Source organism: Paraconexibacter algicola (assembly GCF_003044185.1).
In the GTDB taxonomy this organism is placed as follows: domain Bacteria; phylum Actinomycetota; class Thermoleophilia; order Solirubrobacterales; family Solirubrobacteraceae; genus Paraconexibacter; species Paraconexibacter algicola.
The window spans coordinates 1-13,433 of record NZ_PYYB01000001.1 but is presented as its reverse complement, the minus strand read 5'-3'; the positions used below and the strand labels follow the sequence as shown (position 1 = coordinate 13,433).

Annotated in this window: 10 protein-coding genes; 5 read left to right on the top strand and 5 right to left on the bottom strand. The window is 72.4% G+C overall.

Going from position 1 to position 13,433, the window contains the following annotated elements; all coding sequences use genetic code 11:
• Window positions 1-3 precede the first annotated feature (3 nt).
• The 4 genes from C7Y72_RS00050 to C7Y72_RS00035 form a co-directional block, all read right to left on the bottom strand.
• Window positions 4-1,281 (bottom strand): acetyl-CoA C-acetyltransferase, encoded by a 1,278-nt coding sequence (locus C7Y72_RS00050; RefSeq protein ID WP_107566590.1) that lies wholly within the window; start codon window positions 1,279-1,281, stop codon window positions 4-6.
• A gap of 38 nt (window positions 1,282-1,319) precedes the next feature.
• Entirely contained in the window at window positions 1,320-1,925 is a 606-nt protein-coding gene (locus C7Y72_RS00045) for a TetR/AcrR family transcriptional regulator (protein WP_158276543.1), read from the bottom strand.
• 171 nt (window positions 1,926-2,096) lie between these two features.
• Window positions 2,097-5,114, bottom strand: coding sequence for an AMP-binding protein (locus C7Y72_RS00040; RefSeq protein ID WP_107566588.1), 3,018 nt, complete (start codon window positions 5,112-5,114; stop codon window positions 2,097-2,099).
• A gap of 82 nt (window positions 5,115-5,196) precedes the next feature.
• Window positions 5,197-6,522 (bottom strand): cytochrome P450, encoded by a 1,326-nt coding sequence (locus C7Y72_RS00035; RefSeq protein ID WP_158276542.1) that lies wholly within the window; start codon window positions 6,520-6,522, stop codon window positions 5,197-5,199.
• 25 nt (window positions 6,523-6,547) lie between these two features.
• Between C7Y72_RS00035 and C7Y72_RS00030 the strand changes: the two genes are divergently transcribed.
• A complete protein-coding gene (locus tag C7Y72_RS00030; protein ID WP_107569483.1) occupies window positions 6,548-7,855 on the top strand; it encodes a serine hydrolase domain-containing protein in 1,308 nt (435 codons plus the stop codon).
• 7 nt (window positions 7,856-7,862) lie between these two features.
• On the opposite strand, the gene C7Y72_RS00025 is transcribed toward C7Y72_RS00030, so the two are convergent.
• A complete protein-coding gene (locus C7Y72_RS00025; RefSeq protein ID WP_158276541.1) occupies window positions 7,863-8,444 on the bottom strand; it encodes a flagellar brake protein in 582 nt (193 codons plus the stop codon).
• Between the two features lie 30 nt (window positions 8,445-8,474).
• Here C7Y72_RS00025 and C7Y72_RS00020 point away from each other — a divergent pair, with 30 nt between their 5' ends.
• The 4 genes from C7Y72_RS00020 (at window position 8,475) to C7Y72_RS00005 (ending at window position 13,193) form a co-directional block, all read left to right on the top strand.
• Entirely contained in the window at window positions 8,475-9,311 is an 837-nt protein-coding gene (locus tag C7Y72_RS00020; protein ID WP_199223808.1) for an Fpg/Nei family DNA glycosylase, read from the top strand.
• A gap of 194 nt (window positions 9,312-9,505) precedes the next feature.
• Complete coding sequence (locus tag C7Y72_RS00015) at window positions 9,506-10,132, top strand: hypothetical protein (RefSeq protein ID WP_146175196.1); 627 nt, start codon at window positions 9,506-9,508, stop codon at window positions 10,130-10,132.
• Between the two features lie 36 nt (window positions 10,133-10,168).
• Entirely contained in the window at window positions 10,169-12,841 is a 2,673-nt protein-coding gene (locus C7Y72_RS00010) for a matrixin family metalloprotease (RefSeq protein WP_107566584.1), read from the top strand.
• 1 nt (window position 12,842) lies between these two features.
• The gene (locus C7Y72_RS00005) at window positions 12,843-13,193 is read left to right on the top strand and encodes a hypothetical protein (RefSeq protein ID WP_107566583.1); all 351 of its coding nucleotides are present in this window, start codon (window positions 12,843-12,845) and stop codon (window positions 13,191-13,193) included.
• Window positions 13,194-13,433 lie beyond the last annotated feature (240 nt).

The following is a 13,433-nucleotide window of genomic DNA, read 5'->3' as shown; positions in this document are numbered from 1 at the left end:
TGGCTACTTCTCGAGGATCGCGACGACGCCCTGACCGCCGGCCGCGCAGACGGAGATGACGCCGCGGCCGCCGCCGCGCTGGTCGAGCTCCTTCGCGAGCGCGGCCACGATCCGGCCGCCGGTGGCGGCGAACGGGTGGCCGGCCCCCAGGGAGGAGCCGTTGACGTTGAGCTTGTCGGGGTCGATCTCGCCGAACGCGCCGTCGAGGCCGAGCCGCTCCTTGCCGAAGACCGGGTCGCTCCAGGCCTTCAGCGTGGCGATGACCTGCGAGGCGAACGCCTCGTGGATCTCGTAGAGGTCGAAGTCGCCGAGCTTCGAGCCGTCGCGCTCGAGCAGCCGCGGCAGCGCGTAGACCGGGGCGGTGAGCAGGCCGTCGTCGCCGTGCACGTAGTCGACCGCGGCGGTCTCGGCGCCGGCGAAGTACGCGAGGACCGGCAGGCCGCGCTCCTTGGCCCACTCCTCGCTGGCGAGCAGCACCACGGAGGCGCCGTCGGACAGCGGCGTGGAGTTGCCCGCGGTCATCGTGCCGTCCGGGCCGCCGAAGACGGGCTTCAGCTTCGCGAGCTTCTCGACGCTCGAGTCCGGGCGCAGGTTCTGGTCGCGCGTCAGACCGAGGTAGGGGGTGAGCAGGTCGTCCTGGAAGCCCCGCTCGTAGGCGGCGGCGAGGCGCTGGTGGCTGCGCGCGGCGAGCTCGTCCTGCTCGGCGCGGGTGACGCCCCACTGCAGCGCGGTGCGGGCCGCGTGCTCGCCCATCGAGAGGCCGGTGCGCGGCTCCTCGTTGCGGGGGATCGCGGGGATCAGCTGGCCGGGACGCAGGCCGGCGAGCAGCTTCAGGCGCTGGGCGTTGGTCTTCGCGTTGTTCAGGCCGATGAGGATCTGGCGCAGGTCGTCGCCGAGCGCCAGCGGCGCGTCGGAGGTCGTGTCGACGCCGCCGGCGATGGCGGAGTCGATCTGCCCGAGCGCGATCTTGTTCGCGACCTGGATGACGGCCTGCAGGCCGGTGCCGCACGCCTGCTGGATGTCGATCGCGGGCGTCTCGGCCGAGAGGCGGCTGCCCAGGACGGTCTCGCGCGTGAGGTTGAAGTCGCGGCTGTGCTTCAGCACGGCACCGGCGACGACCTCGCCGATGCGCTCGCCCTCGAGGTTGAAGCGGGTGACCAGGCCGTCGAGCGCAGCGCTGAGCATGTCCTGGTTGGAGGCCTGCGCGTAGGCGCTGTTGGACCGCGCGAACGGGATCCGGTTGCCGCCGATGATGGCGACGCGGCGGGGCTTGTCGGGCATCTCTGTGTTGGTCCTTGGTCTCGTGAGGGGGGGTCGGGTCAGGTCCGTGCGCGCCGCGCGATGCCCGGCTCGACGGTGGTGATGAGGAGGTCGGCGACCTCCGAGGCGGTGAGCGCCTCGGTGTTGCGCAGCCACCAGCGGCCGAGGCCCTCGGCGGCGCCCAGGAGGGCGTGCGCCATGGCGTCCGCCTCGGCGGCGGAGTGTCCGGGCAGGACGCCCTGGACGGCGGCGGCGGCGAGTGCGGCGAGCTGCTCGCGATGGCGGTCCATCTCGAGCTCGATCTCGCCGCCGACCGGGACGGTGGGGTCGTAGAGGACCTGCCACGCGGCGCGGTCGGCGTCGAGGAACTCCAGGAACGCGCGCATCCCGGACCGCAGGCTCTCACCCGGGTCGGGGGCGGTCGTGAACGCCTCGGTCACCGCGGCCTGGAGCTTCGTGCCGCCGCGCGCGACGCACGCGAGGAACAGGCGCTCCTTGTTGCCGAAGTACGTGTAGAGCAGCGGCTTGGTGACGCCGACCTCGGCGGCCACCTCGTCCATCGTGACGGCCCCGAAGCCGCGCGCGGCGAACAGCGCGTGGGCGACGTCGAGGATCTGGGCCTCGCGCTCGGCGCGGGGCAGTCGCGGGGGGCGAGCGGTGCTCACGCGCCGCACGTTACCGACCTATAAATTTATATGTCGGTAGGGGTGATCGATCGCACAGTCGACCGCCCCGCCGCAGCGTGCGCCGCGGCACGCGCGGCCCCCGCCAGGCGGGCAGGCGCACGCGGCCCGCGCGCCCCGGTCCGGGGCGGCGCGGGCAGGTGGCCGGGCGGCTCAGGCCGGCGTCTTCGTCGGCGCGACGCCGACGAGCTTGCGCCGCGCGGCGATCGTCAGCGGCTTGTAGCCCGCGCGGCCGCTCTCGCGGTACCAGACCGTCTTGGGCCGGCCCGCGGCGTTCGCCGCCGGGACGCCCTCGGCGCGCAGCGGGCCCGCGGTCGGGCGGTACCACGTCGTCACCGGGATCTCGTCGACGACGTGCACGATCGCGGGCCGCTGGTCGATCGCCAGCACGCCGAGCGCGTCCTCGATCTCGGCGACCGTCAGCGTCTGGCCCCGCCGGACCGTGACCGCCGCCACCGCCAGCTCCTCCTGGCCCTCGCGCGGGCGCACGCCGTAGGCGATCGCCAGGTCGACGGCGGGCAGGTCGTACAGCGCGTCGACGATCGGGGTCGCGGCGACGAGACCGCGGTCGGTCTTCATCAGCGCCGGGACGTGGTCGACGAGCCAGTGGTCCCCGTCGGCGTCGCGCCGGAACAGGTCCCCCGTCGCGAGCCACGCGTCACCGCGCTGGAAGACGCCGCGCAGCGGCGACCCGGTCGTGGGCACGCCGGGCTCCAGCCGCGACAGCAGCATCCCGACCTCGTCGTCGTCGCACACCCGCGCCAGCCCGTCGGGGCCCTCCAGCAGCCGGCCCTCGCTCGGGTCGTAGGCGGCCACCCGCACCTCGGCCGAGCCCGGGAGCCGGCGGCCGAGCGCGCCCGGCTTGGCGCCGGTCAGGTTGACGAGGATCGCGTCGCCCTCGGTCGCGGCGTAGAACTCGATGACGCGGGCGGGCGCGAAGCGGTCGAGCACCCGCCGCCACAGGCCGCGCGGCATGCCCGAGCCGATGAACAGCCGCACGCCGTGGTGCTTCTCGGCGGGATGCGGCGGCGCCTCGACGAGCGCGCGCAGCAGCGTCCACGTGTAGCCCGCGACCGTGACGCCGTAGCGCCGCGCCTCGTCCCAGAACGTGTCGGGGTCGAACTCGCGGGCCATCGCCAGCCGCGAGCCGCCCGCCACCGCGCCGCCGATCGACATCAGCAGGCCGGAGGGGTGGTGGATCGGGGTGACCGAGTAGACCGTGTCGCCCTCGCCCAGCGAGGCGGAGGACGCGGTGCCGAACGCCGACAGCGCCCAGCGACGGTTCGTGATGCGCGCGGCGCGCGTGCGGTCGCCCTCGCCGGTGAAGAGGACGAACGCGAGGTCCGACGCCTTCCCGGGGTTCGGCCGGTACCAGGCGGGCAGCTCGACCGCGTCCGGGTCGATGCGCTCCATGTCGGTGACGTCGGGCCCGAGGTCGCGGTCCTCGCCGCCGCCGCCGAGCACGTAGACGTGCGCGCCCTCGGCGCGCAGCGCGATGTGCATGTTGTCCGGGTCGGCGATGATCTTCGTCGTCTGGCCGAGCTCCGCCTCCCGGGTCGGGTTGCCGTCCGGGCGCAGCAGCACGCCGACGGCGCCCAGACGCGACAACGCCGCGACCGTGACGAGCGCCGACGGCCGCGTCTCCATGAGGACGCCGACGTGCTCGCCCTGCCGCACGCCGATCGACACGAGGCCGCGCACGACGTTGTCGATGCGGCGCTTCGCGTCGCGGTGGGAGTGCGCGCGGTCCTCGAACAGGAAGCAGACGGAGCCGGGGGAGCGCTTGGCCTGCTCGTCGAGCAGCAGGCCGAGCGAGATCCGGGTGCCCGGCGCGATCTGCTCGAGCCGCGCCAGGCGCGGCAGCTGCGTCGCCGCCTCGCGGGCGACCTCCCGCACGGAGCGGACCGTGCGGCTCGCGCCGCCGAGCACCGACTTCGCCAGGCCGTAGCCGACGTCCGCCGCGAGCTCCAGCTGGTAGCCGACGCCACCGCCCCGACCGGTCTCGGTCAGCTCGCCGCCGATCATCGGCGCGATGCCGGTGGGCGGCGGGCCCTGCTTGCCGCCGTCGCACCACTGCAGCCACTCGGCCACGGCCGGCCAGCTCTCGCGGCCTGCGGTGCTGCCGACGACGAGGCCGAAGTGCCCGGCGCGCAGGCTCTTCTCGTAGACCTTCGCGCGCGGGGCGGCGCGCTGGATCGCGCGGACCGCGGGCGGCGGCGCGATCTCGTCGACCTCGCCGACGAAGCACAGGCACGGGCAGGCGATGTCGGCGAGCGTCACGAGCCGCTCGTCGATGACGAAGCCGCCCTGCAGCATCCGGTTGTGCGCGACGAAGCCGCGCATCAGCTCGGCGATCGCGGGACCGGACCAGGCGACGAAGCCCTCCCCGGCGAGGAACCGGCGCTGGCTCTCGCGCGGCAGCAGCGCCTCGCGGTCGTGCAGCGCCATGACGAACTCGACGCGCTGGCGCACGGACTTCGCGGGGTCGAGCAGGCGGAAGCCGGTCCGGCTCGCCCAGGCGGGCAGCGCGGCGCGGCCGAGCAGCGCGGCGACGACGTTCGCCGCCCCGTTGAAGACCTCCTCGGGCAGGCCGAACGGCAGGACGCCGCGCGTGTCGACCGGGCTGCCGAACGTGATCAGCGACGCCAGGCCCTCGGCCCGGCGGTACGCGGCGGCCTGGTAGCAGAACATGCCGCCCTGGCTGTAGCCGCCGAGGTGCACGTCGCGGCCGGTCGCGGCGCCGACACGGTCGCACGCCTCGCTGACGGCCAGCACGTGGTCGGTGAGCGTGCGCTGCAGGCCGCCCTCCTCGTGCTCGGGCGCGCCGAAGTCGACGACCCACGGGTCGATGCCGGCGGCGTGCAGGTCGCGCACGGCCGACGCCTGCGGGGAGACGTCCCAGACCTCGGCCGACAGCATCATCGGCGGCACCAGCACGATCGCCGGGCGGTCCTGCGGCGCGGAGCCCAGGCGGCGCTCGTCCTGCGGCGGGAAGTAGCGGCGCAGGCGGTAGACGCGCTGCTCGGCGACGACCTCGAACGGGGCGTGCTCGTCGTCGGTCTCCAGGCCGCCGAAGCGCGCCACCTCGAGGGCGTTCTGGGCCGCCGCGCCGATGCGCGCGGCCGGACGGCTGATGACCTTGGGTACGAGTTCCACCGATGTTCCTCCCATGCCTGCCTGCTGGACCGCTGCAGGGATAGTCGCACGACGGCGGTCCGGAGCACGGTCCGACGGGCCCGCTCCCGCGCCCGGATCAGATGCGACGGGTGACGCCGATCGTGGCGGACCGGGACGGCGTCAGGGTGATCGCCCGCCGCGCGACCCGCTCGGGCCGCTCGCGCACGGCGTGGACCGTCACCCGGCGCAGCAGCTCGGCCAGCACCACGCGGGCCTCCACCAGCGCGAACGAGGCGCCCAGGCAGCGGCGCACACCGCCGCCGAACGGCAGCCACGTGTACGCGTCGCGGCCGCCGTCGTCGAGGAACCGCTCCGGCCGGAACGCGTGCGGGTCCGGCCAGGCGTCGGGCCGGCGGTGCAGCAGGTGGATGCACGGCGCGACGTCGATCCCGGCGGGGAGCAGGTGGTCGCCGAGCCGCACCGGGGCGGTCGTGTGGCGCACGACGATCGGCAGCACGGGCCGCAGCCGCAGCGTCTCGCGCACGACCGCGTCGAGCCACGCGTGCCCGCCGTCGTCGGCCTCCTGCACCGCGCGGTGCAGCGCCGCCGGGTGGCGCACGAGCCGCTCCAGCGCCCAGGCGAGCGTCGTCGCGGTCGTCTCGTGCCCGGCGACCAGCAGCGTGATCAGCTGGTCGCGCACCTCCTCGTCGGTGAGGCCGCGGCCGGTCTCGTCGCGGGCGGCCAGCAGCAGCGACAGGACGTCCTGCCCGCCGTCGGCTCCGCGGCGGCGGTCGAGCTCCTCCTGCAGCAGCGCGTGGACGCCGCGGGTCGCGCGCCGGAACGGCTCGAGCGCCGCGTCGCTCTCCCCGCGCCGCGCGCCGCGGGTGGCGAGCGCCAGGCGCACGAGCTTCGTCGGCGCGGCGAGGTCGTCGAGCATCCGCGCGAGCACGTCGCGCAGCCGGGCGGCGCGCGTCGGCTCGGTCACGCCGAACACGGCGGCGACGACGATCTCCAGCGTGATCGCCTGCATCCGCGGCCAGGCGGCGACCGGGCCGTCGTGCCAGCCGTCGACCTCCCGCGCGGTCGCCGTGCGCATCAGCCCGACGTACGCGTCGATCCGGTCGCCGTGGAACGCGGGGAGCATCATCCGGCGCTGCGCGAGATGGTCGGCGCCGTCAAGCAGCAGCAGCGACCGCGAGCCCACGACCGGGCGCAGGATCGCGTTGCCCTCCCCGGCGCGCAGCACGTCGGGGTCCCCGGTGAGCACGTCGCGCACGAGCCCCGGGTCCGCGACGAAGACCAGCGGCTGGTCCCCGAAGATCCGCGCGGTGAAGACGTCGCCGTGCGCGGCGCGGCAGCGCTCCATGAACGCCATCGGCCGCGCGATCCAGGCGAGCGACTGCCGGACCGGGGCGACGGTCGGGCCGGGCGGCAGCACGGGACGCGCGGTGACCGTGGGCATCCCCACACGGTACGGTGCCGCCGCGATGCCCCAGCTGATCCCTCGCCTGCCGATCGGCCCCGACCCGCTGCGGCGGATCCGCGTGCCGAAGGACCTCGACGCGATCACGAGCGTCGGGGAGGAGGTCGACCCGGCCGCGGTCGGCATGACGCGCGACAACGTCGAGCGGATGTGGGCGGCGATCCGCGTGCTCTACCGCACCGGCGTGCACCCGGCGATCCAGCTGACGGTGCGCCGCGAGGGGCAGGTCGTCCTGGACCGGGCGATCGGCCACGCGCGCGGCAACGGTCCCGCGGACGGGCCGGACGTCGAGCGGGTGCCCGTCACGACCCGCACGCCGTTCGTCATCTACTCGGCGTCCAAGGCGATCACCGCGATGGTCGCCCACCTGCTCGACCAGCGCGGGGTGCTGCACATCGGCGACCGCGTCTGCGAGTACGTCCCCGAGTTCGCCGCGCACGGCAAGGAGGGCGTGACGATCGCGCACGTGCTCTCCCACCGGGCGGGCGTGCCGAACGTGCCGACCGAGATGCTCGACCTCGAGAACATCGACGACCACGACCTCGTCGTGCGGACGATGTGCGACGCGCGGCCGCTCTCGCGGCCCGGGAAGGCGCTCGCCTACCACGCGATCTCCGGCGGCTTCATCGTCGACGAGATCGTGCGCCGCGTCACCGGGGACGACATCCGCACGGTCCTCGCGCGCGAGATCCTCGACCCGCTCGGCTTCGACTTCACCAACTACGGCGTGCCCGCCGACCGCGTCGACGAGGTCGGCTGGTCCTACGCGACGGGCGCCCCGAGCCTGCCGCCCGTGTCGACGCTGCTGCTGCGCGCGCTCGGCAAGCACCCGGACGACATCCCCGCGCTCGCCAACGACCCGCGGTTCCTCACCGGGATCATCCCGGCGGGCAACGGGGTGGCCAGCGCGTTCGAGCTGTCGCGGTTCTTCGAGCTGCTGCGGGCGGGCGGGACGCTCGACGGCGTCGAGGTGTTCGAGCCGCGCACGATCCGCCGGGCGGTCACCGAGCAGTCCTACCGCGAGATCGACTTCACGCTCGGCTTCCCGACCCGCTACTCGCTCGGGTTCATGCTCGGCGCGCAGCTGCTGAGCATCTACGGGCCCGACACCGAGCAGGTGTTCGGCCACCTCGGCTACTCGAACACGATCGGCTGGGCGGACCCGGCGCGCGCGACCGCGTGCGCGCTGGTGACCAGCGGCAAGCCGATCGTCTACCCGGAGCTCGTGGACTTCTGGGGCGTGATGCGGCGCATCGGCCGGGAGTGCCCGAAGGCGGACCCGGCCACCGACCCGCTGCGCCTGCCCGGCTGAGCGACGGTCAGAGCGCGGCGGCCAGCGAGCGCTGGCGCTCGGTCACGAAGCGGGCGAGCGCCCGCTCGGAGCGGCCGTCGAGGTCCTCGAACTGCACGCCGCGCGTGCCGTCCGGCGCGCCGCGCACGACGCGCCCGGTCCCGGCGACCGTCGCGTCCTCGCCGAGCTCGAGCGCGAAGCGCAGGCGCTCGTCGAGCCGCAGGTCGGGCACGCCGGCGAGGAGCATCCCGCCGATCGAGACGTTGCGCGTGCGCGCCAGCACGCGCCGGTCCTCGGCCACGAGCGCGGCGGGCAGCTCGGCGGCGACCCGCACGAAGCGCCGGCGCTGGATCGTGTGCGCGGCACCGACGGGCGTCAGCGCGAAGCCGTCACCGTGGGCGGTGAGCACGCCGTCCAGCCGGGCGGCGCGGGAGCCGACGCGCCACTCCAGCGCGGCGGGGCAGAACCGCAGCGTGCCGGGGAGCAGCGTGCCGCCCTCGATCGAGCGCACGAGCACGGGATCGCCGGCGTGGCTGACGTGGACGTGCCGTCGCCAGCCGCCGTCCAGGACGACGTCGGCGACGACACCGGGCTCGAGGAAGCGGTGCACGTCCCCGTGGTCGGCCGTGGTCCGCGCGGCTTGAGCGCCGTATCCCTGGTGATGCCGGAGGGCCACACGATCCACCGCCTCGCGCGGGACCACACCAGGCTGCTGGGCGGCCAGGCGCTGCACGTCACCTCGCCGCAGGGCCGGGCGTCCGCCGCCGCCCAGGCGGTCGACGGGCGCGTGCTCGACGCGGTCGACGCCCACGGCAAGCACCTGCTCTACCGCTTCGCCGGGGTCGAGGGCGCGGTGCACGTGCACCTCGGGCTGTTCGGGCGGTTCGTGACGCGCCGCAAGGCCCCGATCCCGCAGCCGCGCGCGACGACGCGGCTGCGGCTCGTGCCCGCCGAGGACCCCGACGCGCTCGCGGTCGACCTCAGCGGCGCGACCGCCTCGGAGCTGCTGGACCCCGCCCAGGAGGACGCGCTGCTGGCCCGCCTGGGCCCGGACCCGCTGCGCCGCGACGGCGACCCGGACGCGTTCGCCGCGAACCTCGCGCGGCGCCGGATCCCGATCGGCGCCGCGCTCCTGGACCAGGCGGTCGTCGCCGGGATCGGCAACGTGTACCGGGCCGAGGTGCTGCACGCCTGTCGCGTCGACCCGTACACGCCGGCCCGCGAGGTCCCGGCCGACACGGTCCGGGCGCTGTGGGACACGACGGTCGCGATGCTGCGCGAGGGCGTGCGCCTGAACCGCATCGTCACCACGCCGCCCGAGCTCGCCCCCGCCGGCAAGCCCCGCTCGCGGCTGCGCCGCGGCGAGCGCGTGGTCGTCTACCGGCGCAGCGCCTGCCTGGCCTGCGGCGGGCCGGTGACGCGCGAGGAGCTCGCGATGCGCACGCTGTTCTGGTGCCCCGCCTGCCAGCGCGGCTGACGCGGGCCACTGCTAACGAGCGTGCATCCTGGTGCCATTTCGTCTGAGAACGGGCACTCGTGCGGACGCACGAGTGCGCTCTCGAGGTCGTGCGTGCAGCGCGAACGCGCCAAGCGTCGGCCCGTGTCGCCATTCTGGTTCATCGGCCGCGTTGGCGCTCTTGGGTTCGCATCTTCTAGAAGCTCCGAGGCTTCATGTTGCGTCGTGTGTTCGGTGGGCAGGGATTGCTCGCTCGGTACGTCAGCTCCGTCGCGCTCGTCGCGGCGACCATCGCCATCCTGGTCTTTCTCCCAGTCGGGCACGCCGGAGCGCAGACGCCCGGGCGCGGCGATCAAGAGCGGTTTGAGCAGTCGTCAACGCGAGCGCAAGAGCGACGCGAAGCGCGCCGGACACGCCGGTCTGGCGCCGAGGCCCGCGAGGCACGTAGACAGTCGCGGACGCGGTTCCGTCAGCTGTCACGCCGTGAGGCGCGTGCGCTTGCGCGCCGCTCCTTCACGCCCTTGAAGGCCGATGTGTGGTCGCCGCTGCGGTTGCAGGCTGGCGAGCGGTTTGGCGGCTATCGCAACGACTTCCAGGCCGAGATCCTTCGCGACGGCGCCGAGCCGGTCGTCGCGAAGACGTTCGTACCGATGCGCGACACCGACACGACCGGGGCTGAGCGCCGGGTGAGCCTGGACTTGCAGGAGCAGGGCACGGCGGTCGTCGCGAGCAACCCGCTGATCGACTTCTCGCTCTCCAAGAGCTCGGCCGGGCCGCTGTACCTGCAGCAGACCGGCATCACCTTCACTCCGCTCGTCGACGTCGTCGAGGGTGAGATCTAGGCCGACCGGCTGTTCGCCGAGGGTGTCGGGACCGACTTGGACCAGATCGTCCAGCCCACGACGATGGGCGCCCAGTACCTGTGGCAGGCACGCTCCGCTAGTAGCCCGGAGTCCGTGCGCCTGCGCGTCGGGCTTCCGCGGGGCGCTCGTCTGCGTCTGGCGGATGAGGGACTGGCCACGACGACGGGCCCGATCACCGCCGAGGACTCGACCGCCCCCAAGGCGGTCGAGATCGTCGACGGCGACGAGGTCCTCGCGCGCGTCGAGCCGCCGGTCACCGTCGACGCTGATGACGAGGCCGTGCCGACCTTCTACGAGATCGACGGCGACACGATCATCGTGCGGTTCCCTCATCGTTCCCTGGATCTTCAGTACCCGTTGCTCATCGACCCTCAGGTGACCGAGACCTGGAGCGGCGGCGACTGGAACACCGGAGACGGGTGGGGCAGCGCGCAGTTCCTGCAGGGCGGCCTGACCAACTTCTCCTTCGCCCGTAACTGCTGCAACAAGACCGGCCTGCAGGTCGGCGCCTTCCAGTTCGGCACCTACAACAACGGCGCCGTGGGCCAGTGGGCCTGGACCACCTCGCCGACGACCTACATCTACCGCGCCGACCTGACCGGCTTGGACCAGATGGACGCCGGCAACATCCTCTTCACCGGCATCTTCAACACCCCCGGCGCACGGTGGGAGTCGCTGTTCCACGACACCGGCAACTTCACCGGGTACGCCCGTACCCACACCGGCAACGCTGAGGGCAACGCGGTCGTCTTCGGGATCGAGATGCGCGGCACCTACGCCCGCAACGCCGGCCCGGGCCTGGTCAGCATGAGCGGCGTCACCCTCTACCTCGGTGACCGCCGCCCCCCGACCATCTCCGCCAGCGAGCACACCTACGACGGCCGCTGGACCAACCAGACCGAAGCCCAAGTCCGCCTGATCGCCGCCGACCAAGGACTCGGCCTGAAAGCTGTCGGTGTCGCCCGCACCGACAAGGGCGACCCCAACACCGGCAACGTCCTCGACGGCTACTGGCTCAGCCTCGTCAACAACAGCCTCTGCCGCGGCAACCGCCGCGCCGTCTGCCCCGCGACCTTCGACACCGCCACGAGCAAGGACGCCAACGGCAACAGCTTCCCCAACGGCCGCCTCACCTACAAGCTCGACGTCCTCCCCGAAGGCATCAACACCGTACGCGCCAGCGCCCACCAGTACGAAGGCAACCAGTACGGCACCGCCGCATTCAGCTCGACGTGGAAGGTGCGTCGTGACACGGTGCAGCCGAGCGTGACCCTCGATGGTCCCGCATGGGAACGCATTTCCAACGGCCAGCCGTTCGGCGCCGACGATACGGATGACCTCTGGTTTGACGCAAGCGACCAACACTCCGGCGTAGCTCGTGTCGAGCTGCGGGTCGACGGGATCACGCGCTACCTCGATAGTGAGGAATGCGGCGATGCGTGCGACAAAGAAGGAATCTGGACCTTCGATCCGCGGCAGTACGCGGTCGGGACGCACAGCGCGGAGATTCTCGTGACCGACGCTGCGAACAACGTAGCGCGTCGGGCCTTCAACATCACAACCAACGGTGCTAGCCCGAGCACGAGCCAGCGAGCCGCGATCGCAACACCCCGCCTAACGACCGAGGGCGTCCTGCCAACCACTCGACCGTGCCTGGTGGAGGACGACGACGCTGAAGACGCCGCGCTGGTCCTGACCGGCGCCTGGGTGGGCGGGGTTGAAACAACGGTCTTCTCATCGAACGACGAGTACAGCGTTTTCCGCTGCGATCCCCAGGGCGGGTTCCTCCGTGGGCAGGTCGTAAACCTGGTCGAGACGCCCTCGGGCCCGTTGCGCTTGTTCACGGGCTCGATCCGTGCCCTGAACGACGGGCGGGTCATTCAGGGCTCCTGGATCTACCCAAACCCATCCGACTCGGTATGGAATGCGGGCTGGTCGACCACGCAAAGCCGGCTCCTGGCAGCCACACTCCCGCCAACTAAGTTGCTCGGCAAGGAACCCTCGGTCGTTGCTCGCTCAAGCCGCGCCTCGTCCGACAGCAGCAGCACGCGATGCGCTGCTGGCGACTTCCGCACGGGCAATCCATTCCGCAAATGGCCGAGCGACGAGATGAAGTACGAGATCAACCCCGCGAACCATCCGGGGACAAGCGAGAAGGCCCGCAAGCGAGTGACCGCCCGGCTCATCGACGGTGGCCGGACTTGGACACAGACGCTGGACGAATGCGGCGAGCGGAAGACGGATCGGTTCAGAGCAACAGTCGAAAGCACGACCAGTACCGCATCTGTCGGCAACCACGACGATAGGAAAAACGTCGTCGCGTTCTCAACAGGAAAGGTCGTCGATCAGGACTGTGCGGAGAGGGAAGAAACGGCTGAGCCGATCGCGTGCGCCATTACGATCCGAGGTCAGCGCGTCACCGGCGCACGTCCGATCGAAGAGGTCGATATCGTCTTCGATCGCCGGAAGACTTGGTCTTCGACCCTGACTTCGTGCAGCACCTCGAGCGGGTACGACATCTGGCAGGTATCGACGCACGAGTTCGGGCACGCCCTTGGGCTGGAGCACATCAACGACGGTCGGTCCGTTATGTACCCGCGCGCCGACACCTGCGCGTTCTCGGCGCGACGCAAGCGCGTTCTCGCCCTCGGTGACGTCCAAGGTGTCCGACACATCTACGGGCGCTAGCGTGAAGAACACGGTCAGGCTTATCACTGCGGCCTGCTGGATAGGGTTGTGGACACTTGTGGCGCAACAGCCCGAGACGGGGCTCGGGCTGTTCAGCGTGCTCCTCGCATTCACCGTGTTGTTCTCGGCAACAAGCCCGGTTGGCGCGCTGCTTGCGCTTGCGGCGACACCGGTGCTGTGGGGGCTCCCCAAGCAATGCGAGCGCACGGTCGACGGAGATAGCGTTGTCCAAGTATGTTCCGCCGCTCACGGCGGCGGTTTCGAGATCTACCTCGCTTTGCTAGCCGCCGTCGCCGTGGGCCTCATGCTGCGAGTGGCAGCCGGACGGGGTCGCGCGAGCGCGGCCCCGTGAGACCACGGAGGGTGTCCGGTGAAGTGTGTGCGGCCGCTCAGCGAGGGTGTCCGTTGAAGTGTGTGCAGCCGCGGTGACATGGGTTGGTGTCAGTCGGGGATGCGGTCTTCGAAGTAGGTCTTGAACGCGGCGAGCGCTTGGGTCCAGTTGCGCACTGCCCGCCATTTTGGAGTTCCCCCGTTTCGGTGGACAGGGTTTGGTTAGGTCTTCTAGTCCTGGTGGAGATTGATCTTCTCGAAC